At 36.6% G+C, this 24,771-nt stretch carries 21 protein-coding genes; 13 read left to right on the top strand and 8 right to left on the bottom strand.

Annotation, left to right across the window (positions count from 1 at the left end; all coding sequences use genetic code 11):
• Positions 1 to 35 precede the first annotated feature (35 nt).
• Positions 36 to 1,532, top strand: a complete 1,497-nt coding sequence (locus tag FJR06_RS00785; protein WP_015080432.1) for an NADH-quinone oxidoreductase subunit M — start codon at positions 36 to 38, stop codon at positions 1,530 to 1,532.
• On the opposite strand, the gene FJR06_RS00790 is transcribed toward FJR06_RS00785, so the two are convergent.
• Entirely contained in the window at positions 1,518 to 1,778 is a 261-nt protein-coding gene (locus FJR06_RS00790; RefSeq protein ID WP_085929747.1) for a hypothetical protein, read from the bottom strand. The two genes, FJR06_RS00785 and FJR06_RS00790, sit on opposite strands and share 15 nt — an antisense overlap.
• On the opposite strand from FJR06_RS00790, the gene FJR06_RS00795 reads away from it, so the two are divergent.
• From FJR06_RS00795 to FJR06_RS00815, 5 genes are all read left to right on the top strand, one after another.
• Complete coding sequence (locus FJR06_RS00795; protein WP_015080431.1) at positions 1,777 to 2,904, top strand: CO2 hydration protein; 1,128 nt, start codon at positions 1,777 to 1,779, stop codon at positions 2,902 to 2,904. The genes FJR06_RS00790 and FJR06_RS00795 overlap by 2 nt on opposite strands.
• A gap of 225 nt (positions 2,905 to 3,129) precedes the next feature.
• Positions 3,130 to 4,866 carry a protein kinase gene (locus FJR06_RS00800; RefSeq protein ID WP_015080430.1) on the top strand — a complete coding sequence of 579 codons (1,737 nt, stop codon included), beginning with the start codon at positions 3,130 to 3,132 and terminating at the stop codon, positions 4,864 to 4,866.
• A complete protein-coding gene (locus tag FJR06_RS00805) occupies positions 4,866 to 5,633 on the top strand; it encodes a hypothetical protein (protein WP_168650353.1) in 768 nt (255 codons plus the stop codon). The genes FJR06_RS00800 and FJR06_RS00805 overlap by 1 nt, the downstream gene beginning before the upstream one ends.
• Before the next feature lie 114 nt (positions 5,634 to 5,747).
• Positions 5,748 to 6,296 (top strand): restriction endonuclease, encoded by a 549-nt coding sequence (locus FJR06_RS00810; RefSeq protein ID WP_015080428.1) that lies wholly within the window; start codon positions 5,748 to 5,750, stop codon positions 6,294 to 6,296.
• Positions 6,293 to 6,844 (top strand): hypothetical protein, encoded by a 552-nt coding sequence (locus FJR06_RS00815; protein WP_168650355.1) that lies wholly within the window; start codon positions 6,293 to 6,295, stop codon positions 6,842 to 6,844. The genes FJR06_RS00810 and FJR06_RS00815 overlap by 4 nt, the downstream gene beginning before the upstream one ends.
• A gap of 52 nt (positions 6,845 to 6,896) precedes the next feature.
• On the opposite strand, the gene FJR06_RS00820 is transcribed toward FJR06_RS00815, so the two are convergent.
• Complete coding sequence (locus FJR06_RS00820) at positions 6,897 to 7,517, bottom strand: (2Fe-2S) ferredoxin domain-containing protein (protein WP_168650357.1); 621 nt, start codon at positions 7,515 to 7,517, stop codon at positions 6,897 to 6,899.
• 101 nt (positions 7,518 to 7,618) lie between these two features.
• Positions 7,619 to 7,855, bottom strand: a complete 237-nt coding sequence (locus FJR06_RS00825) for an Asr1405/Asl0597 family protein (RefSeq protein WP_168650381.1) — start codon at positions 7,853 to 7,855, stop codon at positions 7,619 to 7,621.
• 360 nt (positions 7,856 to 8,215) lie between these two features.
• On the opposite strand from FJR06_RS00825, the gene FJR06_RS00830 reads away from it, so the two are divergent.
• On the top strand, positions 8,216 to 8,770 hold the full coding sequence (locus FJR06_RS00830) for a Dps family protein (protein ID WP_015080424.1): 555 nt from the start codon (positions 8,216 to 8,218) through the stop codon (positions 8,768 to 8,770).
• Between the two features lie 459 nt (positions 8,771 to 9,229).
• Entirely contained in the window at positions 9,230 to 12,484 is a 3,255-nt protein-coding gene (gene carB / locus FJR06_RS00835) for a carbamoyl-phosphate synthase large subunit (protein ID WP_168650359.1), read from the top strand.
• A gap of 218 nt (positions 12,485 to 12,702) precedes the next feature.
• Here carB and FJR06_RS00840 read toward each other — a convergent pair whose 3' ends face one another.
• From FJR06_RS00840 to FJR06_RS00855, 4 genes are all read right to left on the bottom strand, one after another.
• The gene (locus FJR06_RS00840) at positions 12,703 to 13,527 is read right to left on the bottom strand and encodes a hypothetical protein (protein ID WP_168650361.1); all 825 of its coding nucleotides are present in this window, start codon (positions 13,525 to 13,527) and stop codon (positions 12,703 to 12,705) included.
• Between the two features lie 101 nt (positions 13,528 to 13,628).
• Positions 13,629 to 13,853: a hypothetical protein gene (locus FJR06_RS00845; protein ID WP_168650363.1), complete on the bottom strand. Its 225-nt coding sequence runs from the start codon at positions 13,851 to 13,853 to the stop codon at positions 13,629 to 13,631.
• Positions 13,854 to 13,882: 29 nt separating this feature from the next.
• Positions 13,883 to 15,964, bottom strand: a complete 2,082-nt coding sequence (locus tag FJR06_RS00850) for an FtsK/SpoIIIE domain-containing protein (protein WP_168650365.1) — start codon at positions 15,962 to 15,964, stop codon at positions 13,883 to 13,885.
• A 2-nt stretch (positions 15,965 to 15,966) separates the two neighbouring features.
• Positions 15,967 to 17,949 (bottom strand): hypothetical protein, encoded by a 1,983-nt coding sequence (locus tag FJR06_RS00855; RefSeq protein WP_168650367.1) that lies wholly within the window; start codon positions 17,947 to 17,949, stop codon positions 15,967 to 15,969.
• An 862-nt stretch (positions 17,950 to 18,811) separates the two neighbouring features.
• On the opposite strand from FJR06_RS00855, the gene FJR06_RS00860 reads away from it, so the two are divergent.
• A complete protein-coding gene (locus tag FJR06_RS00860) occupies positions 18,812 to 19,768 on the top strand; it encodes an RNA polymerase sigma factor, RpoD/SigA family (RefSeq protein WP_168650369.1) in 957 nt (318 codons plus the stop codon).
• Between the two features lie 14 nt (positions 19,769 to 19,782).
• On the opposite strand, the gene FJR06_RS24625 is transcribed toward FJR06_RS00860, so the two are convergent.
• On the bottom strand, positions 19,783 to 19,917 hold the full coding sequence (locus tag FJR06_RS24625) for a hypothetical protein (protein WP_256369473.1): 135 nt from the start codon (positions 19,915 to 19,917) through the stop codon (positions 19,783 to 19,785).
• 97 nt (positions 19,918 to 20,014) lie between these two features.
• Between FJR06_RS24625 and FJR06_RS00865 the strand changes: the two genes are divergently transcribed.
• The 4 genes from FJR06_RS00865 to FJR06_RS00880 all read left to right on the top strand — a co-directional run bounded on the left by FJR06_RS00865 (position 20,015) and on the right by FJR06_RS00880 (position 24,759).
• On the top strand, positions 20,015 to 20,359 hold the full coding sequence (locus FJR06_RS00865) for a DUF760 domain-containing protein (RefSeq protein WP_015080421.1): 345 nt from the start codon (positions 20,015 to 20,017) through the stop codon (positions 20,357 to 20,359).
• 573 nt (positions 20,360 to 20,932) lie between these two features.
• Positions 20,933 to 22,507, top strand: a complete 1,575-nt coding sequence (locus tag FJR06_RS00870) for a photosystem II high light acclimation radical SAM protein (RefSeq protein WP_168650371.1) — start codon at positions 20,933 to 20,935, stop codon at positions 22,505 to 22,507.
• A 183-nt stretch (positions 22,508 to 22,690) separates the two neighbouring features.
• Positions 22,691 to 24,091 (top strand): DICT sensory domain-containing protein, encoded by a 1,401-nt coding sequence (locus FJR06_RS00875; protein ID WP_168650373.1) that lies wholly within the window; start codon positions 22,691 to 22,693, stop codon positions 24,089 to 24,091.
• The gene (locus tag FJR06_RS00880; protein ID WP_015080418.1) at positions 24,088 to 24,759 is read left to right on the top strand and encodes a pentapeptide repeat-containing protein; all 672 of its coding nucleotides are present in this window, start codon (positions 24,088 to 24,090) and stop codon (positions 24,757 to 24,759) included. The genes FJR06_RS00875 and FJR06_RS00880 overlap by 4 nt, the downstream gene beginning before the upstream one ends.
• Positions 24,760 to 24,771 lie beyond the last annotated feature (12 nt).

Genomic DNA, 24,771 nt, shown 5'->3' on the forward strand with positions numbered 1-24,771 from the left:
CAACCTCCCCAACCTCCCCAACCTCCCCAACTTCTATGCTGAGTACATTGATTTTACTGCCGTTAATTGGTGCGGCTTTTATTGGTTTCTATCCTTTTACCATCTCTGGTAAACTATCCCGAATCATTGCTTTCGTCTTTAGCGTGATTATTTTCGCATGGAGTATTTTCCTAGCAACTCAGTTTAACCCAGGAGAAATTGGTCAACAATTTGCTGAATCCTTACCTTGGGTAGATGCTATTGGCTTAAACTACAATCTGGGGATAGATGGTTTATCTCTCCCGTTATTAATTCTCAATGGACTATTAACCTGTATTGCTATTTATAGCAGCGATGAATCCCAACAACGTCCGAGATTTTATTACTCTCTAATTCTGCTATTAAGTGCTGGGGTGATAGGAGCATTTTTAGCACAGGATTTATTATTATTCTTCCTGTTTTATGAATTGGAATTAATACCTCTATATCTGCTAATTGCGATTTGGGGAGGTGAAAAACGAGGTTATGCAGCCACAAAATTTCTGATTTATACAGCTTTTTCAGGAATCGTTATTTTAGCCAGTTTCCTGGGTATGGTTTGGTTGAGTGGTTCTCCCAGTTTTGGACTAGCAACCTTAAATTGCCAATCTCTACCCTTAGCAACGCAAATTTTACTCCTTGTCGGCATTTTAGTAGGATTTGGTATTAAAATCCCCCTCGTTCCCTTCCATACTTGGCTACCAGATGCCCACGTGGAAGCCTCCACACCCATATCTGTGCTGTTGGCTGGGATATTATTAAAATTAGGGACTTATGGCTTACTGCGATTTGGCATGAATTTATTGCCAGATGCTTGGGCTTATGCAGCACCTTGGTTAGCTACATGGGCAGTAGTTAGCGTTTTGTTTGGGGCATCCTGTGCGATCGCGCAAACAGACATGAAAAAAATGGTGGCTTATAGTTCTATTGGCCACATGGGCTATGTTTTGTTAGCAGCAGCCGCATCCACACCCCTCAGCGTCTTGGGGGCAGTAATGCAAATGATTAGTCACGGATTAATATCCGCTATGTTATTTCTGTTGGTAGGAGTTGTTTACAAAAAAGCTGGTAGTCGAGATTTAAATGTCATTCGGGGACTATTAAACCCAGAACGAGGTTTACCAGTTATTGGTAGTTTAATGATTTTTGCCGTTATGGCCAGTGCAGGTATACCGGGAATGGTGGGATTTATTTCCGAATTTATTGTTTTTCGGGGCAGTTTTGCAGTTTTTCCGGTACAAACATTGTTAGCAATGCTCGGAAATGGTTTAACTGCGGTTTACTTCCTAATTCTCCTGAATCGTGCCTTTTTTGGGCGGTTATCAGCAGCAGTGATGAACTTACCTCGTGTGTATTGGAGCGATCGCATCCCTGCCATCATTCTAGCAGTAGCGATCGTTATTTTCGGCATTCAACCTAATTGGTTAGTCCATTATACCCAAGCCACAATTACCACAATGGTAAAAACGAATAATCATCATCTAGTAGCAAATCGGGAACTATTGGATTCTTAACTTTCCGAGAAAAATAATCACCACAACCAGATCATCAAACAAATCAAAAAAATCCCAAACATCATAGTTAAGACAGTGGAGGCCGATAATCACCACAACCAGATCATCAAACAAATCAAAAAAATCCCAAACATCATAGTTAAGACAGTGGAGGCCGATAATCACCACAACCAGATCATCAAACAAATCAAAAAAATCCCAAAAATCATAGTTAAGACAGTTGAATTCCAGGAGAATTGACATCATGAAAACTCAAAAAAATCCCACCTACAACCCTTTGTCTGAATATATTCACCGATTACAAACTGGAGAAGCATTACTCAAAGATAGTCCCGAAAACGTTTTAGAAGTTGTTGGCATTCTTAAAAGTTATGGAGTGGTTTTAGATGCTTATTCTAAAAATCTTATCTACATTGCTGAACATCAATTTTTAATATTTTTTCCCTTCTTTAAATATTTTGATGGTGATGTTTCTTTTGCTAAATTATTCCGCCATTTATGGCATGATCGGATTAATTTTGAATATGCTGAATATTGCATGAAAACCATGATGTGGCATGGTGGTGGTGGTTTAGACGCATATTTAGATACTAAAGAATTTCAAGATAGAGCTAAAGCTGTTATTGCTGCTAAATTTAAATATAATCCCCTGATTTTGGGACTTAATGAACTGTTTCCCGAATTCTTAATAGAACAGTTACGAGTCTCCGCTTATTACACTGGTTTAGGTCAATTTTGGCGAGTCATGGCTGATATGTTTCTGAGTCTATCAGATCGCTATGACAACGGACAAATTAAATCAATTCCCCAAGTTGTAGAACATATTAAACTGGCTTTAGTTGCAGATGCAATGACACCAATTACATACAGTGTCAAAATAGGCGATAAAGTCTATGATCTGATTCCCAAATCAGTTGGTTTAACCTTCCTTGCAGATACCGCAATTCCCTATGTAGAAGCCGTATTTTTTAGAGGTACACCATTTTTAGGAACAGTGTCTTTAAACGCTCAAGCATATCAAGTTCCTCCAGATCAATCTCGATTCCAATATGGTGCATTATACGCAGATCCTTTACCTATTGGTGGTGCAGGAATTCCTCCCACATTATTAATGCAAGATATGCGTCATTATTTGCCAGAATATTTACATAATATTTATCGTCGCAGTCTCAGAAGTGAAGATGATTTGCGAATACAAATTTGTATGAGTTTCCAAAAGTCGATGTTTTGTGTAACTAGCGCCGCGATTTTAGGACTTTTACCTTATCCCTTAGATACTCAAGATTTATCTGAGCAAAAAAATAATCAAATCTATTTAGAGAAGTGGTTAGCAAGATTAGAGAATTCACAATTATTAGCAGTGAATAAATAGGGTAATATGGCTTCGCTACATGATCAGATTTCAAAAATATTATTTTTTCGCGTTTAAAAGAAGGAAATCTATTGACACGAACTGAAAACCGTGTTATCATAGTTTTGACGAGGAAGAACTATCTTCTGTGCATAAGCAAATTTATTTATCATTAAACGAAACAAGACTAAATAAAATTAATCATAAATAGGGTAACGAATTGCCAACAAGACGTAGTATGGCGTAATGAGCTATTGTATCAACCCGCACTGTCCCAAACCTATTGACCTAGCAAATGCAAATAATCCTATTTGTCGTAACTGTGGGTCACAATTACTGCTGCAAAATCGTTATCGGGTACTCAAACAACTAGGACAAGGTGGTTTTGGGAATACCTTTGAAATTGACGACATTGGAAAAACCAAAGTTTTAAAAGTGCTGACTGAAAATAACCCCAAAGCGGTGGAATTGTTTCAACAAGAAGCCAAGGTTTTGAGTCAGTTAAACAGTGTGGGTATTCCCAAAGTCGAAGCAGATGGTTATTTTACGGTTTTACCTAAAAATATTTCTGTACCATTGCATTGCTTGGTAATGGAGAAAATTGCAGGAGTAAATTTAGAGCAATGGATGGAATTTCGTAATTATCAACCTATTTCTGAAAAAGAAGCTCTCAATTGGCTCAAACAAATAGTAGAAATTCTGGCTTTAGTCCACGCTCAAAAATATTTTCATCGTGATATTAAACCTCAGAATATCATGCTGCGACCAAGTGGGCAACTTGTCTTAATTGATTTTGGTGCAGTGCGACAAATCACAACCACAATTTTAGCGGGAAATTCCCATACTAGAATTATTTCTCAAGGTTATTCACCACCAGAACAACAAAACGGTTATTCTGTACAACAGTCTGATTTCTTTGCTTTGGGACGGACTTTTATATTTTTACTGACAGGTAAAGAACCCCAGGATAAAGCTATTTATGATCCTCTGACTAATGAGTTACATTGGCGAAAATATGCAGTTAATATTTCTCCGCTTTTAGCAGATTTAATTGATAATTTAATTGCTCCAACTGCAAATCAGCGTCCTGAAAATACGAGAGTTATTTTACAGAGATTGCAGAAAATTGAAAAGGCATTAAATCAACCGTATATTTTCGGAAATACCACCAATATTCAATCAAAAAATAGTTCTTTACCGACGGTTTCTGTTAGTCCAGGTAAATTATCTCAAAGCGCGGGTAAACCTGGTGGAAAAAGTACCAACTGGGGGCAAGTTTTTCTAATCATATTTAGTTTAGTTTTAGGACGCTCTATTAGTTTTGTATTAACCAAGAAAAATGTATATACAACACCTATTGTTAGTCCTAGTATTTCTAATTCATCACCAGTTATTCCTATTTCTGAATCTACACCAAAGGCTAAAACGCAAATTCAGCCAAGTCCTGTAAATGTAATTTCATCTGAAGATTTGCAAGCTGAAAAAGCGAAAAGGGAAAAAATAAAAAAACGTGAAGCTGCTTTAAAAGCTGAACGAGAGAGAAAAGACGCTATAGAGAAACAAAGGAAATTAGAATCAGCCGCTAAAGCCGAACAAGAAAGACTAAAGGATATTAGGAAACAAAAAGCAGCTAAAGAAGCACAGGAAAAGCTGGAAACTGAGAGACGAAAGAGGGAATTTGAAGCAGCCATATTAGCACAACAGAAAGAACAAGCAGCACTGCAAAATAAACAAAGAAGACAAGCAGAAATGCAAGCTAAAAAGGCTAAACAAGCTTTGGGAAGAAAATCACAAAAAACAATTGTGTTAACTCCAAAGAAACGACAATTACTACCTAAACCACAAAAAGCGAGGAAAAAACAAGAAAATACACCACATTCACATGATAATATAGTTGATGCCACTAAACCTTGGGAAAATAAACATCCCATTCCTAAAGCTTCCGATGAATTAGAACAGGTAATCAAAGAGGGAAATCAATAATGAAATTCACAGTTAAAGGTTTAATTGCTTTATTTGTAACTAGCTCGGCTTTGTTTTTAACGCCAATGAGAAGTGATGCTCAGGTTAATATGAAAATACTTGCTGAGGTGGCTGATAGTTGTCAGAAAAATGTACTTTCTAAAAGCTATTATCAGCAAATGGGATTAGATATTAATACTGAAGAAATATCTTCTAATTATTTAGGCATATGTATCAAATATCGATATCATTACTCTTTAGTTTTATCTCGATTTCCTTGGCTAGTTTCAACAGCAGAAATACTGCCGGGGTATCCTGGTTCTGTAGTTATTGGAACACTAGCAAATTCTTTCTCATATAGTGGTCAAATGCAATTATTAGACTGTCTTATTTCTCAAAAAGCATCTAGTAGTGAATGTTACAGTACACGGAAATATATTGCTTATGATAAATACAGGAGTTTACGTTATTTGCCGGATTATTATAGTGGTTATCATAATAAGCATAATTATCTACTATACGTTTGCCCTTCTTGTGCTGTAGCTCATGACGAAGTATCAGGTTCAAAAGAGGTAATTTTAAAAGCTTTTATTGAATGGTTTATTAAACTTGATAAACCACAAAGAAGAGAAGTAATTTCTCTTTTAGGGGATGAAGATGAAGCTCGTCAATTGAGGAAATCACTAGATAATGAATCTGAAAAAGCGGTAGAAGAATATCGGGAAACACGCGCAAGAGTTCAGCAACAGGAACAGGAGCGACGTAGAAGAGAATTACTTGGTAATTAGGTTTTTGTAATTTAGTAGGTTGGGTTGACGCCAGGAAACCCAACAATAATCAATAACAGCGTAACGTAGAATTAATGATAATAAGCTACAACATACGAAACTTCAGATAGAATCATGACCACAGAAGCAGAATATAAAGCAAGAATTACCAGCTATAACTGGGATGATTTAATCAAATTATGGTCAGAAATTGAATCAGGTAATACACCAAATTGGGATGCAGGTAAAGCGTTAGAATATCTCGTTTTACGAGCATTTCAACTCAACAACGCCGAAGTAACCTGGCCTTATAGCGTGTATTTAGATGGAGAAGAAATAGAACAAATTGACGGAGTAGTTTATGCAGATGGCTTATCTTGTATAATAGAATGTAAAGACACAGCAAAACCTGTTAAAATTGAACCTATAGCCAAGTTAAGAAATCAACTATTACGTAGACCAGCAGCAACTATTGGGAGTATATTTAGTCGTAGTGGATTTACAGAAGCATCGGAAACCTTAGCCGGATTTGTTGCACCTCAAACTATTCTATTGTGGGGAGGAGAAGAAATTAAATATTCCTTAGAAAATGAGTGTATACGTAGAGCATTAATCAAAAAATATCGTATTTGTGTTGAACAAGGACTAGCTAATTACAACATTAAAACTGAGGCTGTATTATGACATTAGCTTATATAGTGTTAGAAGGTAATATAGATCAAGAAATCTTGCAGAAATTACTTCCTAAACATCTTTTGCAAGATGTTAAATTCGTTGTAGGAAACGGACAGTATCAAGTCAGATCATTAGCAAGTTCACTACTTGCTACCAGAAATACTCCTGTTATCTTAATCCTAGATGCAGATACAGATAATGAATCTCAAATATTTGAAAAGCAAGATTTAATTAATTATTTATTGCGTCGAGCATCTGCCGGTATCCCTTTTCAAGCTTCTCTAGCTGTTCCAGAAATAGAAATTATTTTAATACAAGATAAATCATTAATTGAAAAAATAGCACAACGTCAATTTAATGATTTAGAATGGAAATTTGCTCAAAGTAAACCTAAAGAATTTTTAGAAACAGTTTTAGGAAAAGAACAATCAATTAATGAGAAAATATTTAGCAATATAAATGATGATGAAATTAAGATATTACAACAACATCCATTAATACAAGAAATAATGGAATTTTTATCATCACTTACTCCGTCTTTTGTCGCAATTAACTAACCATATATTTGTAGGTTGGGTTGACGCAAGAAAACCCAACAATAAACAGCAACTAAACTTCCACAAAGCTGCGAATATTTACCACCATATCCCCTGCTTTCTCCTGAATTTCCCCAGAAAAATGCTGATCTATCAAAGCTGGAACTTGTTTAGCTTGGATTTTAATATAACGAGTTTTGTCGGGCATAACTAAATTAGGACCAGCTTTACAGTTTTTCATACAGCCAGTCCCTTTAATAGTGACTGAATCTTCTAAACCGTTATTTATTAACTCCGACTCCAAAGCTTGACACAAAGCTTTACCACCACGCTTCATACAATCATATTTTTGACAAACTAGAATTGTTTGGGTTTTGGCTGGTTTCGTCTTAGCTGGACTTTGCGCTGCAACTGTTCCCATATCAGCACTTGCAGCCATAACTCGTTCCCCTACCAGAGTTACCTGATCTTTTTTCGCGTTGTATTGTTTTGTCCCCACAACTTGCAGCCAAGTCCCTTGAGGTAAACGCAAATCAAAAGCACTCCGTAAATGCTTGGCTAATTTTATATAACATTCACCCTCAGAAGTTCCTAATAACAAACCTTTCAGCTTATATCCATCCTTGATGACAAAATCCAAAAATCTGCCTTCAAAACAAAATTCCGTTACTGCTGCATTAGTAGATATACTCATGGTTCAACTTCGCTCACTATAAATAATGGTTAAGAGTCAGAAGTAAAAAATCATCATCACAAAAATCACAAGAATCAAAAAAATCACAGTTCCGACGTTTTCTACCAACAAGCTTCAAGATTCTTAATCAAGTCTTGACGAGAAGCAGTAAATTGTTGAATCACACTCCAAAGTTGAATAGCTGCGGTGGAGTTATTTATTTCTACAGTTAAAGGCTGGTTAGTCTCACAAACACAAATTATATCTAATTCTTGTAAGCGTTGATAAACCTGCCAACGATCTGCCCAACTTATATCAATAACGTGCTTTCTATCTGTGTCTGAGCTAGAAGAGTTCAAGCGAGTAGCCCTCAAAATGCCATAAAATTGCAGTAAAACTAGAAACCCACAGCCTAAATTTGCGAGTTAGTCGGAGTTTAGCTTCTTTCTTTAGAATACACTAACTGCAAAATATTGTCATTAATTTTGAGAAAAAATCTCATATTTTATTTATAGAGAGATATGCACACTTTGAGAATCAAGTCAAGATAAATACCAAATATATATCTTTAAGCACAGATATAGGCAAGAAATTAATACTTATGATTGGTAATAATGCCAAAATTTTTTAGATTTAGTAGCCTTGATTTTATTTTGAAAATGCTAAGATGTTAAAAGTAAGCAGTTAAAAATCATAACTGTTAAAAAGAGAGAAAAACCATGTCTGATACGCAAACTATATTACACAATTTTGGTCAGGTTTACGACAATCCTGTATTACTAGATCACAGTGTTACCGCCCCAGTTGTTGAAGGATTTAATGTCGTATTAGCTAGTTTTCAGGCATTGTACTTACAATACCAAAAACATCATTTTGTAGTTGAAGGTGCAGAATTCAATTCACTGCATGAATTCTTTAATGCCAGTTATAAAGAAGTACAAGATCACATCCATGAAATCGGCGAGCGCTTGAATGGTTTGGGTGGTATACCCGCAGCAAGTTTTAGTAAATTAGCTGAATTATGCTGTTTTGAACCAGAAGCAGATGGCGTATTTTCTGCTCGGAAGATGGTAGAAAATAACCTAATTGCCGAACAAGCATTAATTGGAGTAATTCGCCGTCAAGCCGCACAGGCAGAGAGTTTAGGTGATAGAGGCACACGCTACTTATACGAAAAAATCCTCTTAAAAACTGAAGAAAGAGCTTATCACTTAGCTCATTTTCTAGCTAAAGATAGCTTAACCTTGGGTTTTGTGCAACTTGCTCAAAATTAAACTTCTCATAATCTCAATTTAACAAAATCAAGACAGAGAAAATTTTAGTAATTGAGAATTTTACAAAATTAATCCTTTTGGCAGAAAAGAGTAAATTACCATTTCTGCCATTTTCTATATCAGGACTTTAAAGCCAATTATTTTTATTGCCTATTTTATATATCTAACAATAAATAATTGAACGCAGATGAACGCAGATAAACGCAGATAAAAAAAGATAAATTAATTATCTGTGCAGCTTTATTGTCATAATCCATAACGAATAAATAAACAATTAAATTCTCTTTGTGCTTCTGCGCCTCTGCGTGAGGAAAAAAACGTAAAAACCATTACCAAAAATCCCCCATTCCCATAAATTCTTCCCCTTAACGCAATCGCTACCCGGAAAAGTTGATAATGAGGACATAAAGACCCTTAAAATAGTCAAGATTTGTATTTTTGTAATCTAAGGTAAAAACTATGCCCCGTCGTCAAGACCTCAAAAAAATACTCCTGTTAGGTTCAGGTCCAATAGTGATTGGCCAAGCCTGTGAATTTGACTACTCTGGAACTCAAGCCTGTAAAGCCTTGCGAGAAGAAGGCTATGAGGTTGTGTTGGTGAACTCCAACCCGGCTACAATCATGACAGACCCGGAAACAGCAGACCGTACCTATATTGAACCGCTGACACCGGAAATAGTTGAGAAAGTTATTGCTAAAGAACGTCCAGATGCTTTGTTGCCAACAATGGGAGGACAAACTGCCCTTAACTTGGCTGTAGCGTTGGCAAAAAATGGCGTTTTAGATAAATACAATGTTGAGTTAATTGGTGCGAAATTACCAGCTATTGAAAAAGCCGAAGACAGAAAACTGTTTAATGAAGCTATGGCTAAGATTGGGGTGGCTGTGTGTCCCAGTGGTACAGCTTCTACTTTAGACGAATCAAAAGCGATCGCTCTCCAAATCGGTACATATCCCCTAATTATCCGTCCAGCCTTTACAATGGGGGGGACTGGTGGGGGTATCGCCTATAATCAAGAAGAGTTTGAAGAAATGGCGCAAGTAGGGATTGACGCTAGTCCCGTGTCCCAAATTCTCATTGACCAATCTTTATTGGGTTGGAAAGAGTATGAACTAGAAGTCATGCGGGATTTAGCCGATAACGTCGTGATTATCTGTTCTATCGAAAATCTCGACCCTATGGGGATTCATACCGGAGATTCTATCACCGTTGCCCCCGCCCAAACCCTGACCGATAAAGAATATCAACGGTTACGGGATATGGCCATTAAAATTATCCGCGAAATTGGTGTCGAAACCGGCGGTTCTAATATCCAGTTTGCCGTAAATCCCGTTAATGGTGACGTGGTGGTAATTGAAATGAATCCTCGTGTATCTCGTAGTTCGGCTTTATCTTCTAAAGCGACAGGTTTTCCCATTGCGAAAATCGCGGCTAAGTTAGCTGTAGGTTACACTTTGGATGAATTGCAAAACGATATCACCAAAAAAACTCCCGCTTGTTTTGAACCGACAATTGATTATGTAGTTACGAAAATTCCCCGGTTTGCGTTTGAAAAGTTCCCTGGTTCAGAAGCGGTTTTAACTACCCAAATGAAGTCTGTGGGAGAAGCAATGGCTATTGGCCGGACATTTAATGAATCCTTTCAAAAGGCTTTGCGTTCCCTAGAAACCGGACGCGCTGGTTGGGGTTGTGATAAAGCCGAAAAATTGCCCAGTGGGGAACAAATTCGCGCTCAATTACGGACTCCTAACCCAGAACGCATCTTTTCTGTGCGTCATGCTATGCAGCTAGGAATGAGTAATGAGGAAATCTATGAACTAACGGCAATTGACCCTTGGTTTTTAGATAAATTACAAGAACTGCTAGAAATAGAAAAATTTCTCAAACGCACTCCTCTAAAGCAGTTGACAAAAGCACAAATGTATGATGTGAAAAGAAATGGTTTTAGCGATCGCCAAATAGCCTATGCTACAAAAACCAAAGAAGATGAAGTTCGCACCTATCGCAAACAGCTAGAAGTTATCCCCGTTTACAAAACCGTTGATACCTGTGCTGCTGAATTTGAGGCTCTGACCCCATATTACTATTCTACCTACGAAGAAGAAACGGAAGTATTACCAACAGATAAACCCAAGGTGATGATTTTGGGTGGTGGACCAAACCGCATTGGTCAAGGAATTGAGTTCGATTATTGTTGTTGTCATGCTGCGTATTCTTTACATGATGCCGGGTATGAAACAATTATGGTCAATTCTAACCCAGAAACAGTTTCTACAGATTACGATACCAGCGATCGCCTGTATTTTGAACCATTAACTAAAGAAGACGTTCTCAACATCATTGAAGCCGAAAATCCCGTGGGGATAATTGTCCAATTCGGTGGACAAACACCATTAAAATTAGCCATTCCCCTGCAAGAATATTTACAAAACTCCAATAGTATCACCAAGATTTGGGGAACATCACCCGATTCTATAGATATGGCGGAAAATCGGGAACGCTTTGAAAAGATTCTGCAAGAATTGAATATCGCTCAACCGCCTAATGGTATGGCGAGAAGTTATGAAGATGCTTTAATTGTTGCCAAGCGGATTGGTTATCCAGTAGTAGTCCGTCCTAGTTATGTATTAGGCGGACGAGCGATGGAAATCGTTTATTCTGATACTGAGTTAGAACGCTACATGACCTTTGCTGTGCAAGTAGAACCAGATCACCCGATTTTAATTGATAAGTTCTTAGAAAACGCCATTGAAGTGGATGTAGATGCGATCGCCGATCATACTGGTAATGTTGTCATTGGTGGCATCATGGAACACATTGAACAGGCGGGAATTCACTCCGGTGACTCAGCTTGTTCCTTACCTTCCATTTCCCTTTCTCCCGCAGTCCTCAACCAAATCCGGTTATGGACAGTTCAACTAGCACAAGCTCTATCTGTAGTGGGATTAATGAATATTCAATTTGCTGTAGTTGGTGCAAATGGTTATTCTCCCCAAGTGTATATTTTGGAAGCTAACCCCAGAGCATCACGGACAGTTCCCTTTGTATCTAAAGCTACGGGCGTACAATTAGCCAAACTCGCATCCTTAGTTATGTCAGGTAAAACCTTAGAGGAATTGAAATTTACAAAAGAAGTCATTCCCTCTCATATTGCTGTTAAAGAAGCGGTTTTACCATTTAGTAAGTTCCCCGGTACAGATACCATTTTGGGTCCAGAAATGCGCTCAACTGGCGAAGTTATGGGTATTGATAGCGATTTCGGTCGCGCCTTTGCTAAAGCAGAATTAGGCGCAGGGGAAAAATTACCGCTTGAGGGGACTGTATTTGTTTCCATGAGTGACAGAGACAAACCTCTCGCAGCAGATGTAGTCAAGGAGTTTATTAAGTTAGGCTTTACAATCATGGCTACCCAAGGAACGCGTCAAGTTCTTCAGGAACAAGGGTTAGAAATTCAATCTGTCCTCAAACTCCATGAAGGTCGTCCCCACGTCCTGGATGCGATTAAAAATCAAAAAATTCAACTCATCATCAATACACCCTCTGGAGAAGAAGCTCATGCCGATTCTAAGCTAATTCGTCGCACGGCTTTAGGCTACAAAATCCCCATTATTACCACTATTGCAGGTGCTAGAGCCACAGCCGCTGCTATCTATTCTCTGCAAAACACAACTTTGGATGTCAAGGTAATCCAAGAATACTGTCCAAGGAGTTAATTGTCTAAACTATGATTTTTGTGATTTTGATGATTTTTATGATGAATCCTATGGATTTATCGGGAAAATCCCTCATATTAATCAAAATAATCAGAAAAATCATAGTTCAGACTTTTTATGATTAGTAATGGTAATAACTGTCAGTAGGTGAGTTTTAGGGACAATGAATGTGCTTATTTTTTCTTACAAAGATATAAAGCAAAAAAAGAGGATCAATATTAACGAATCATCTTACTTTTAAACAATAGATAGATTAATTCTCTTCGCCGAACTAAAAATTCATGTTCTTCTGACATTGGCATTATTCTCACTTTAACACCATTAATTTCTGACTCCAAGCTTTTCAAAAGTTTTTCTTGGTGTTGGTATGTTTCTTGAGGAAAGTATAATTTTACCTTACCTTTTCCATTTAAAAGATTTGCATAGTCTTTGATAGTTGTAATGAGTTTATCAAAGTTTAGTCTGACACTATTAGAAGTATAAGCCTTGGCATCGCAAATTAAACCCAGAGATGGAATATAAAAATCAGGACTTCGCTTTGTTCCTGCAAATTTAGGTTTTATTTGTATATCGTTTAATATTTTTTCTCGTTCACTTTCACTTAAAATCTCTAAATCTTCGAGTAGCATTTGTAAAACAACAAGCTCACCTATATCACCTAGCATTTTATTCATAGGAGGCTTCTTATAGGATGCAGGGTTGTATTTTAAATCTGTGAGACGTTGATCAGAGTTAAAATTACCATATATTGATGAAGCTTGAGAAGAAGCTATACCAGTATTTATAGCTGTAGAAATTAAGCCTGTAGATGCAAGATAGCTGCAAATACCAATTAATGATTGAAGATCCTCAATCTGTTTTTGGATATTTTCAAAATCATATAAACATTCATCTAATAACCTTAATATTCCTAAAATTTCACCATCCAATTCATCAAAAGTTAGATCAAATAAAATTTGAGATTGAATTTTGATATCACCACAGAAACTGACTATTTTCTCAATTTTGTCATTTAAATTATTGCATTCATCTATAATACCCATGATTAACTTACCAAATTAATTTTTTATTATTTGTATTGCGGGCATATTGCCCACAACTATTAGTAAACTATTTAATTTCCAGGCATATTGCAGCAATTTGCTTATGCACCTAGTAGTTTTTGTATTACTTCAGCCGTACTGACACTTTCATTTAAGCAGGATCTCCCTTCTTCGCACAATTCAAAAATAGTTTTCATTTTAGCGGGAACTTCACTCAAACCAGTATCTGGTAATTCACCGCTTAAAGTTTTTGCATCTTCCATCAATCTATTCATTTTATCTATTAATTGTTGAAACTGTTCAACGAGTGGAATGACTTGATCCATTTTCTTGCTCCTGGTTTATCTAAAAAATATTACCTTTTTATATTATCCCAAATATCACGCGAAACATAAGGAGTTGCTACGATTTTTAATTGTAAACTTTGAGTATCTGGATCTACACCTCTATAGACAGCTATTCCCTTGGGATATACAGGTAAATTTTTGGCTATATTACTATCAATTATTAGTGAGCTTGAATCAACTCTAAATACAACCATTTCTTCCATATTATCGGATATTTGTCTCGGCAAAATATCTGATGTTGGCCTTTGGGTGCAGTAAACAATATGTATTCCAACAGCACGACTTTTAGCAGCTAGTTCATTCAAATATTTATATATCTTATCTTTGTCTGTCCTTTCAGCATTGAGAATTGATGCCGCTTCATCTATTATTAATAACAAACGATGTTTAGTTAGCTTATCTTCTGGTAATAAATCTTCATATTTATCAACATCTTTCTCTATAAGAAGTTTTAATCTAGACTCATATTCTTCCCATAATTTCTGTAATATTTGTACTAAATCTTTACATTCTGTTACTAGTTCAATATTTTGGAATCGTTGAGCAAGGCGTTTATAATCTACACCTCCTCTAAAATCAGCAAGATAGATTTTCCTATCAAAATTCACATATAAAAATTGGTAAATTACTGATTTAATAAAAGTAGATTTTCCTGTTTTTGTTGTTCCTCCAATAATTCTATGAGCCAGATCATCCCATCTAGAAAAACATGGTTTACCATCCTTAGCGATTCCTACTATATATTGATCTTCATTTATTTCTTGGCTATATTTGTTAATAAGATATTCTAAATCTATACAATCAATTTCCTTGGCAATTAATTTTTGATATAAATTATCTGATTCTTCGTTATTAACTTCTGAAACTTCATATTTACTTTGTTCATTATCAATTTCTGAAAGTTCATATTCAATATTTATAAAATCTTGATCTTCAGTTTCTTTTTTTTCACAGTGAATAAATATACTAAGAAATCCGCTAATTTCTTTATAAGTAGTAAGTCTATGCAGAGGTTTTAAATTTGCTATTGTTGGAGGAGGTGCATTAAATGACAATTTTGCTAAAGCACTATTACCTGATGAAGAACTATTCAATGCTGCTTCTGTGTGATATGTATAATTAGATGGTCTGATAGGAAATGCAAGACTACCATTATCTAGACTGCCTGATTTAATAGCGTGTTGAATTTGTTTATGGGCGGTTATTTTACCAAATTCTCCTTCCCAAATATCCCATTCTATTGCTGATGATACGTCTACTTTTTGAGTTGCTTCTAAAGTATCCATAAATATAGGATCATGTTTATCTACGGTAATAATTGGGCATTTATGCGTACTTTCTTTAGCAATAGATTCTAATAATGTTTGGAGAATTACAAATACATCTCCAACATCTTCGCCTAAAGCTTTAATATTATATTTAAATAATTGAGATTCTGCATAAATATTCTGATAATCATCATATACATTTATTGCTTGTGCTGCCAAAACATGGTTATCTTTAATGTTCTGAACTTTATTTAGTCTATTTATCATTTCCTTAACAGGAGAAAGCAAAATTTGTTTTTCTTTTTTATCATTTGTATATTGTTTTAATGTAATTTCTAATATCAATTTACCATATTTAGGATTTTCTAAATTCAGGAAATCATAAATACAGTAACTTTCATAACTCACATGAGTTTTAAATAAATGTGGTACATAACAATTTAATTTATCAATCACTTCTTCATACTTAATTGTCTCAGCTATGGAATTAACCCAGTCTAGTTGAGGAAAACCTGCGGGAATATGAGTTAAATTAAAGATTTTACTAATCCTACCCTTGGTTAATAGACTAAGCATTTTTTGATAATTTCCCTGATTTTTTGAATCCGATAAATCATTAATTAGCAAGTATAATTTTAGCCTTTCATGATACGGCTTACTTGGATCGTAAAGATAGCGGAGAGAAAAAACTAAATTACCACATACTTTACTTAAAGACTGTAATAGTGGTTCATAGTCAAATATCTGCTGATTAATATTTCTATAAGAAGATGATATTTGATAAACGGCAGAAACTTCAAAGCACAAAGGAAAGTTATTCATATTTATTTCCAATTTTGAGAAATTGTATTAGTTAGTTGAGTAAGCTGTTGTGATTTTTCGTTCAGTTGATTAGTTTGATTACTTTGATCTGTTTTATTATTCCATGCTATCAAAAAGCGTAGTATACCAATGATAAATATTCCCCCACCGAATAGATAAAATCCTTTACTTATATCGGAAGTATTTTGATCTGTCTGTGAATTAGATTGATTATTCATTCGGATTGATAAGTTTTTCTGCTTACTATCGGGAAAAGTAACTGTTACTTCTCCCGCATTAAAATTTGCTTTGTATATATACTTTTTATTATTAGCAATAAAGACATCATTTTCAGCAAAGTTAAGAGGAAGAGTCATATTAGTTTTTTCATCTTTATCATAACCAACGTAATACTTAGGAGTTGTTGGAGAATTTTCGGAAGAGCAAATTAAGATTACATAACGCTGCGCTTCACCACTACGGTACACTTGAGTATTGCTTGGACATGAATAAGGTTGGGGGGGTTGGGGGTTAAAATTTATTGCTAATGGTACTATTACAGAAATAACGTTAGAGATTGCAAAAGTAGCAAGCATAATAGCCGGTCCACAGCAAAGAAGCAGTGCTGACTCAGCACAAGCTTCATTAAAGTTACAAGTGCTATTTAATTCTTTGTGTTCATTATCTAAATCTTTTATTTTTGTTGTTATTTTGGCAATAAGTTTATCTTTGACAGTATTTAGTTCTGATTGAATACTCTTGCACTCAATATAAGTTTTTGGCTCTTTTGATAACTTCCTATATTCATCATATAAAGATTGTATTTTATCTACAAAAAATTCATGGTCTATATTTTTGATTGTTTCCAATGCTTTATTTAATATTTTAACATTTTCTTTAGTTCTTGCTTGCTCAGATGATGTTTTTTGGATTTGAGCATTGATTTGATTTATTTTCGGTTCAATTTCCGCAACATATTTATTTTTTTGATATTTAAAAAATTCTTGTAAAATGGAGGGATCACAAACTTCTTTAGCATTGTGAAATAAGTCTACAATCTCCTGTTTCTTCTGGATTTGGTTTCTACTTAATTTATTTAATTCTGATATTGTAAATGAATCTAACTGATCTGCATTAAAGTTATCATTTTTGTGCTGAAAAAGCAAGGCTTCAGCTATTTTATCTAAATCAGTATTATTGGTATGATTTGATTTAAGAAATCTTTGTAAACTATCACCTAAAGCCAATTTTAATTTGCTGTTTTTATTATATTTATATTTTTCAAATATCTTTTTTAATTGTTCTATGGCTATATTTTTAACCTTCTTATTTGTAGCTTCAAAACCTAATTGAATACCTCTTACTTGTAAACAGTTCATAACATCTTTAACAATAGATATATACTGTGAGTCTTCTAAAGGAGCATCAAATAATTTTTGAGTTGGTCCATAAATCCAAAATTCTAAATATGTTTCATAATTTGCTTCAAATTCACCGACAATATCCAACCGTCTGATTATACTAATTTCCTTAATTTTTTGAGATATAATTCTTTTTTGAATCCTGGTTAGAGGTTCAGCTAAATTACCTCCTTCTGGATGTTGTAAATTTGCTTGAGAAAATCCTATTTCTTGTAATGCTTGTGCTGCTGACCAACAAGCTAAATGTTTACTTTCATTATTTTGGTTTTTTCTAACTTCCTGACATAAAATTTGAAATAATTCCTGACTTTGTTCTAATTGGAAGTTAGCTATAGCTTTTTTAATTTTTGGTTCAAGTTTACTAAAACCCTGATAAGATAAAGCCTGGATTGCTCCTAACTGATTTGTAGCTATGGTACCAAATATCTCTATAGCTTCGGCTGGTTTGGTTTCAGCCACTGTCAGAAACATTTCAATTTGATCTCCAGCATTATTTCTGCTTTCAAATGACAAAATCAAGTCTTCTGGTTGATCTATATGGTAGAGTTCACCTGTTGATACTGGTTGAATGTCTAAAAATTCCATACTGTTTTTTCTTTTAATATGTATTGTTATAAATAGAGTAATTTATACATATACTTCAATCCTATCACAAATACTTAGTTACTTTTACCAGAAAATGTATAATTTATTTTTATAGAAAACAAATTTTTATATTAAGTATTTAAATGAATCTAGTATTTATCTATGATTTGATAAACTCGGTTTTCAAAGCATAAACACCAACACCAACTAATTTAAATGAACTGTTGACAATCGAGTTTTGACGCGCTCAATCCGCAGCTATCCGTTCTCTGCAAAATATCACTTTGGATGTCAAGGTAATCCAAGAATACTGTCCCATGAGTTAATTGTCCTTTGTCAGTTGTTCGTTGTTGGCTGTTTTTTCTTTCCCACTGACAACTGACAACTGACCACTGGCAACTGACCACTGGCAACTAACCACTGACAACTGACAACTGACAAAACGTTAAGCAATTGTTACAAAAGAATAATTATGGTTATCATTGAGATATTTTAACAAATATGAGGAAGCTATTTCCGCTCTAGAGAATTGATCGTTATCCCAGTAAATGTATGCTATTCAGTAATTTCAGCTTCTGAGGTGATCTCAAATTACGGCCAAAGTGCGGGTTTCCCTATAGTCAAGTTATTCTCATAAATGTTACAATTATTAATATTCCCGAAAACACAAAAAATGTTTGACTTGCTACTGTGTATCTAACTATAGATACTTGTGGAAACAAGGAGATAAGTGTAACCTTTAGCAGTAAAGTACCTAATTTCCCAAATAAGAGTAACCTGAGTTGATCGGGTGTGACCAACTCAAAACATTATTCCGTTAACGACCCTATCAGCAAACCCACCATTACCCAAGAGTAGCGCCATGAAAACCGCTCAATCAGCCACCGACCTCGTGCGTACTTACCTGCGTGAGATTGGCCGTGTGCCACTCCTCACCCACGAAGAAGAGATTTTTTATGGCAAACAGGTGCAACGATCTACTGCTTTGCATGAGATCAGGGAAGGTCTTGCTACCCGGTTAGGTCATGAACCCAGTGTAGAAGAATGGGCAACAGCCGCCGATATAGAAGTATCAGAATTAAATCAGGCGATCGCTGTTGGTGAAATAGCCAAACGGAAAATGGTAGAAGCCAATCTCCGTTTAGTCGTGTCCGTTGCCAAAAAGTACATTAAACGCAATGTTGATTTACTTGACCTCATTCAAGAAGGCAGCATCGGAATGCAACGAGGTGTAGAAAAATTTGACCCCACCAAAGGGTACAGATTTTCTACCTATGCCTATTGGTGGATACGTCAAGCTATTACTCGGGCGATCGCCGAAAAAGCCCGGACTATTCGCTTGCCCATTCATATTACGGAAAAACTCAACAAAATTAAAAAAGCCCAGCGGCAACTATCCCAAGGTCTAGGACGTGCGCCCACAGTAGCGGAATTATCCCAAGAGTTAGATTTAACACCCAAACAGGTGCGAGAATACTTGGAAAAAGCCCGTCTGCCATTATCTCTAGACTTGCGGTTAGGAGATAACTATGACACCGAACTGGGAGAAATGTTAGAAGACACAGGAGCAACACCGGAAGATTTTGTCATGCAAACTTCCCTCTCCTATGACTTAGAACGGATCATGTCAGAACTCACTCCCCAACAAAAGGAAGTCATTACCCTGCGTTTTGGGTTAGTAGATGGACAATCTTTAACTCTGGCTAAAATTGGTGAAGTCTTGAATATTAGCCGGGAAAGAGTCCGCCAAATTGAACGCGAAGCTTTAAACAAACTTCGCAAATCTAAAGCCACTATGAATGAGTACCTTGCCAGTTAGTCGGTTGTTATTACTCAATGGTCAGTTATTTTTTGCTTTGTGGGTGGAGTTTCCCCACCCATACTCACTAAATAGGTGAAAAACACTCCCATTTTAGTACGGTTAAACCGACTCCCTCGAAAGGAATAAACTGTTAGATTGGTTGACATGAATTATATAATAGTTAGCTAAATAGAATCAGCAATAACTACCAGTTATTCCAGTCACAAACACCGTCGTTAGTAGTGGCAGTACAGGAGGTCAAAGGTGAGTAACAAATCTAATCGAGTATCAGAATTTTTTAATAGTGAGTCGGAAACAAGTAATTTATTATGGCAATACGTTAAATCATTAAGTCCAGAAACAGTTAACCAATTATCTAAACCTACTTCTACGGAAGTTTTGCAGGTAATGGAACGGAATATCATCGGACTTTTAGGAAATTTACCTTCTGAACAGTTCGGGATTACTATTTCTACTAATCGGGAAAATTTAGGTCGCTTATTGGCATCTGCGATGATTAGTGGTTATTTTTTGCGAAATGCAGAACAAAGAATGGGTTTTGATACGGTTATGCAAAGCACAGAAACTAATAATAGCGAAGTTGATTAACACTTTCAGGGCTGAAGTCACTGGGTTTTTCGCTTACCAAGTGTTTCTCTAAAAATTTTGTAAATAAATTTATATTTACTTTACAAAATAGCTAATAAACGAAAATCTGGCTGTTTATTTTCGATAGAATCTCTGTAAATAGTTTGTAGATAAGAATTTCAGCCTCTTATCCCCAAACTTTATTCTCGCTGGTAAGTTGAATTATCTCTGACTCTATCTCTAGAATTACAACTAAAAATCATCGCTAAATTTATAAACTCGATGTTATGGTAAATGTATATGAAAATTTTGTTCATAATATCTCGCGGTAAGTGAGAAACTCGGGGGCTTGGCTCCCTGAAAGGGATGGTTCGACATGGCTCACCAGCCGCGACAGGAGGGATTTTAATCCCCGTGGTATAAACACCATCCACATAATATAAAAAGCAAATTTTATGCAGTGCAGTTTTCGCTTTCAATCTGATTGCTAACGGCAAAAATTTTTGCACACCACAAAACAACTGAAATGTCAAAGATAATGCTGGTATAACTCTCTTTTCCTCAACTACGGCAAGCATTACAGTTTAAATACGTATGAACGCAAATAAAATCCTCTACGTTCGCCTTCCCTGTAACCCCATCTTTCCTATTGGTGTTGTCTATCTTGCAGATCATGTTCACAAGCTATTTCCCCATGCAGAACAGCGGATTTTTGACTTAGGCACAATCCCCCCACTAGATTATACTTCTGCCTTAGACAGATCTATTGACGAGTTTCAACCCACATTGCTCGTCTTTTCTTGGCGGGATATTCAAATTTATGCGCCAGTAGGTGGACGGGGCGGTAATCCTCTCCAAAACGCCTTTGAATTTTACTACGCAAAAAATCCCTTGATTAAATTGCGTGGTGCTTTTGGCGGATTACGAATTTTTATTGCTTATTATGTAGAATTATGGCGCAATTTAGGATTAGTTAAACGGGGTTTAAAACGCGCCCAAAAATATCAATCTCAAGCCCGTGTAGTCTTAGGTGGCGGTGCAGTTAGCGTCTTTTATGAACAGTTGGGTAAAAGCTCACCGCCCGGAACGATTATTTCTGTAGGTGAAGGAGAAACCCTACTCACAAAACTACTTAATGGTGAAGATTTTCAGGATGAGCGCTGTTATGTAGTGGGAGAAAATCAACCCCGTCAACGCCTAATTCACGAACAACCTACACCCCTAGAAAAAACAGTTTGTAATTACGATTACATCGAAACCATTTGGCCAGAATTTAATTATTACCTGCAAGAACAGGATTTTTATATTGGTGTCCAAACCAAACGTGGTTGTCCTCATAATTGCTGTTATTGTGTTTATACAGTAGTCGAGGGTAAACAAGTCCGGATTAACCCTAGTGACGAAGTTGTTGCGGAAATTCGAGAATTATACAATCGAGGAATTCGTAACTTTTGGTTTACAGATGCTCAATTTATTCCCGCCCGTAAATTCATTGATGATGCTGTAGAACTTCTCCAGAAAATCGTTGATTCGGGAATGTCAGATATTCATTGGGCAGCATACATTAGAGCCGACAACTTAACACCCGAATTGTGTGAGTTGATGGTAAAAACAGGCATGAATTATTTTGAAATCGGCATTACAAGCGGTTCTCAAGAACTGGTTCGCAAAATGCGAATGGGTTATAACTTACGAACTGTTTTACAAAATTGTCGTGATTTAAAATCCGCCGGTTTCAATGATGTAGTTTCTGTTAACTACTCCTTTAATGTAATAGATGAACGTCCTGAAACTATTCGCCAAACTATTGCTTATCACCGCGAACTCGAACGGATTTTTGGGGCTGATAAAGTTGAACCTGCTATTTTCTTTATTGGACTCCAACCCCATACCCATTTAGAAGAATATGCCTTTAAAGAGGGGATTCTCAAACCTGGTTATGATCCCATGAGTTTAATGCCTTGGACAGCAAAAAAACTCCTTTGGAATCCTGAACCATTAGGTTCTTTCTTTGGTGAAGTTTGCTTACAAGCTTGGCGACAAAATCCCAATGACTTCGGACGGGAAGTGATGAATATTTTGGAAATCAAATTGGGTTGCGCTGATTTGGAAGATGCACTTTCTGCACCCATAGAAAAACCAGAAAAACAATTGGCTGGCGTATTATAGAAAACATAAGCCCAGGTGATCAGAAAGATGCCTCTCGCTTCCGTTAGGGATACGCGGCTACACAAACGAAGTCCGCCTGTGCGGACTAATTAAAACTTAAGATATTGAACCCACGAAGGTGGGTTTTGCCTGTGTAGACGCGGTTTCTAACCGCCCTATTATCCGAAATCCCCAATTAATTCCATGTTACAAGGTTCAATTCTTCAACAGTTAGAAGCATCTCACCGCCATAGTGCTAGACCTATTCATTTTGGCGTGTACTATAAAAATACCTTAGTGTCTCTCTGCCATGCCTTGGAAGATCATATTTTAACGAAAGATAATGATCCTTTGGTGATTACGGCTTTCCAGCAGGGTAAATGGTATCTGGAAGAGGCTCAAAGATACGCAGATATCGCAAAACACAGCCGGGAAATTGTGATTATGGCAACGGCTGATGCTGGTTTTGCCGAACATCCTACTGGTCAATTACCTAACATTGATTTAGTCGGATTAGCTGCTGATGATCCTGTGGCGCAGGAGTGGCATTTGATGATTTTAGCTCCTGACTACACAGCTATGGTAATTTGTCAAGAGTTATCTGAAGCTGACTATGGGAAGGATGGTTTGCCAACTTGCGATTTAGAGCGTAAATTCTACGGTTTATGGACATTTGAACCGGAATTAGTGGAAGAAACCGCAGAGTTAGCGATCGCTCATATCAAAGACTATCATCCTGAACTAGCACTCAAACTAAGTCAATATAAACAAGCAATTCACCCAGCTATCTGTCCAGGAGAAGAAGTAGCTACCGTTGTCTCTCGTGTTGTTGATTACCTCAAAACCGGACAAGGTAACTTACCTATTCTCACAGCATCTCACCAAAAATTTCTAGATCGTAACTTGGTATCTAACGAAATTCAGGCATTTTTGCGGATGGCACAGTTGATTGATCTAGCAGATAGCCGCAATCCTGTAGCCGCATCAGAAGTAGCATCTATTGTTGAAACAATGGGGCAATTATTAGATTTACCCGCATGGCAAATTAAAAGATTACGCCTAGCTGCTTTGTTGCATCGCTTAGACCCAATGCAAAAAGCCGAAAGCCTGATTAGTCCCAGTCATATAACAACAGCTTATCAAGATGAAGCTCCCAGTTGTCCCCTGGCTTGTCCTCTCGTACCAGCAGCGCAAGCACTACGAATAATGCCACGACTACGGGCTATAGCTCAAATTATCACCCACCAAAGCGAATGGTGGAATGGTACAGGCGAACCCGCCGGTTTAGCTGGTGATGATATTCCTTTAGAATCAAGAATTTTATCATTGGTTGCAGAATTTCAGCTACAAGTTAACCAGTATAAATACTCTAGCAAAGGGGGAGCAGAGATATTTTCTCAAGCCTTAGATCAGTGCCGAAAACAACAATCTACTCGCTTTGATCCTAAACTTGTAGATACATTAACTTTATTAGTGATGGGTTTACAACAGGGGCTTGATTTACCGATAATGACACCCAAGGTCAGCAGCGGTTTATGGTTACTTGACTCCCGTTGGGATACCGACAGCAAAAGTAGTGAGCAGATTTCAGTGTACAGCAAATGAATATAGAAACCATTAGATTAGGACAAAACAAACAACTCCCCGGTGCAAATTTAGAAGATGAGGATCTATCTCACCTAGATTTAAGGAAGATAAATTTAACAGGGGCTAAACTGGTGGGGACTGACTTCACTGGTTCTAAATTAGAGGGTGGTCATTTTGAAGGTGCAAATTTAATGGGGGCTAATCTGCAAGAAACCGACTTGCGGGCTAACCTCATGGGTGCAAACTTGATGCAGGCTAACTTGACAAGTGCGGATTTACGTGGTAGCAACTTACGGGGTAGTAACTTGATGGGAGCAATCCTCAATGATGCGTCCTTAGCGGGTGCTTTTTTAAGTGGTGCTAATTTGCATGGTGTAAATTTGCAGAGTGTTGACTTGCGATGTGCAGATTTACGAGGTGCAAATTTAACTGCAGCTAATCTCAAAGGTGCAGATTTAAGCGGTGCAGACTTACAAGGTGCTGTACTAATTGAAGCGAATCTTGAAGAAGCAGATTTAAGAGCAGCAAATTTAGCAGGGGCTGATTTAACCGGAGCTAATTTACTCTGTGCTGAATTAGATGCAGTGAAGTTAAATGGCGCAAATTTAGATCGGGTGTGTTTGCGGGGAACAGTTTTGGAAGCTATAGCAGGAGTCAGGAGTCAGGAGTCAGGAGTTAGGAGTTAGAAGTCAGGAGTC

The sequence above is a fragment of the Dolichospermum sp. UHCC 0352 genome, assembly GCF_009711925.1.
Taxonomy (GTDB): Bacteria; Cyanobacteriota; Cyanobacteriia; order Cyanobacteriales; family Nostocaceae; genus Dolichospermum; species Dolichospermum lemmermannii.

What these genes read in the sequence shown, in the direction of transcription:
- FJR06_RS00785 (WP_015080432.1), top strand. Translation starts at nt 36, where the DNA reads ATGCTGAGTACATTGATTTTACTGCCGTTAATTGGTGCGGCTTTTATT.
- FJR06_RS00795 (WP_015080431.1), top strand. Translation starts at nt 1,777, where the DNA reads ATGAAAACTCAAAAAAATCCCACCTACAACCCTTTGTCTGAATATATT.
- FJR06_RS00790 (WP_085929747.1), bottom strand. Translation starts at nt 1,778, where the DNA reads ATGATGTCAATTCTCCTGGAATTCAACTGTCTTAACTATGATTTTTGG.
- FJR06_RS00800 (WP_015080430.1), top strand. Translation starts at nt 3,130, where the DNA reads ATGAGCTATTGTATCAACCCGCACTGTCCCAAACCTATTGACCTAGCA.
- FJR06_RS00805 (WP_168650353.1), top strand. Translation starts at nt 4,866, where the DNA reads ATGAAATTCACAGTTAAAGGTTTAATTGCTTTATTTGTAACTAGCTCG.
- FJR06_RS00810 (WP_015080428.1), top strand. Translation starts at nt 5,748, where the DNA reads ATGACCACAGAAGCAGAATATAAAGCAAGAATTACCAGCTATAACTGG.
- FJR06_RS00815 (WP_168650355.1), top strand. Translation starts at nt 6,293, where the DNA reads ATGACATTAGCTTATATAGTGTTAGAAGGTAATATAGATCAAGAAATC.
- FJR06_RS00820 (WP_168650357.1), bottom strand. Translation starts at nt 7,517, where the DNA reads ATGAGTATATCTACTAATGCAGCAGTAACGGAATTTTGTTTTGAAGGC.
- FJR06_RS00830 (WP_015080424.1), top strand. Translation starts at nt 8,216, where the DNA reads ATGTCTGATACGCAAACTATATTACACAATTTTGGTCAGGTTTACGAC.
- carB (WP_168650359.1), top strand. Translation starts at nt 9,230, where the DNA reads ATGCCCCGTCGTCAAGACCTCAAAAAAATACTCCTGTTAGGTTCAGGT.
- FJR06_RS00840 (WP_168650361.1), bottom strand. Translation starts at nt 13,527, where the DNA reads ATGGGTATTATAGATGAATGCAATAATTTAAATGACAAAATTGAGAAA.
- FJR06_RS00845 (WP_168650363.1), bottom strand. Translation starts at nt 13,853, where the DNA reads ATGGATCAAGTCATTCCACTCGTTGAACAGTTTCAACAATTAATAGAT.
- FJR06_RS00850 (WP_168650365.1), bottom strand. Translation starts at nt 15,964, where the DNA reads ATGAATAACTTTCCTTTGTGCTTTGAAGTTTCTGCCGTTTATCAAATA.
- FJR06_RS00855 (WP_168650367.1), bottom strand. Translation starts at nt 17,949, where the DNA reads ATGGAATTTTTAGACATTCAACCAGTATCAACAGGTGAACTCTACCAT.
- FJR06_RS00860 (WP_168650369.1), top strand. Translation starts at nt 18,812, where the DNA reads ATGAAAACCGCTCAATCAGCCACCGACCTCGTGCGTACTTACCTGCGT.
- FJR06_RS24625 (WP_256369473.1), bottom strand. Translation starts at nt 19,917, where the DNA reads ATGTCAACCAATCTAACAGTTTATTCCTTTCGAGGGAGTCGGTTTAAC.
- FJR06_RS00870 (WP_168650371.1), top strand. Translation starts at nt 20,933, where the DNA reads ATGAACGCAAATAAAATCCTCTACGTTCGCCTTCCCTGTAACCCCATC.
- FJR06_RS00875 (WP_168650373.1), top strand. Translation starts at nt 22,691, where the DNA reads ATGTTACAAGGTTCAATTCTTCAACAGTTAGAAGCATCTCACCGCCAT.
- FJR06_RS00880 (WP_015080418.1), top strand. Translation starts at nt 24,088, where the DNA reads ATGAATATAGAAACCATTAGATTAGGACAAAACAAACAACTCCCCGGT.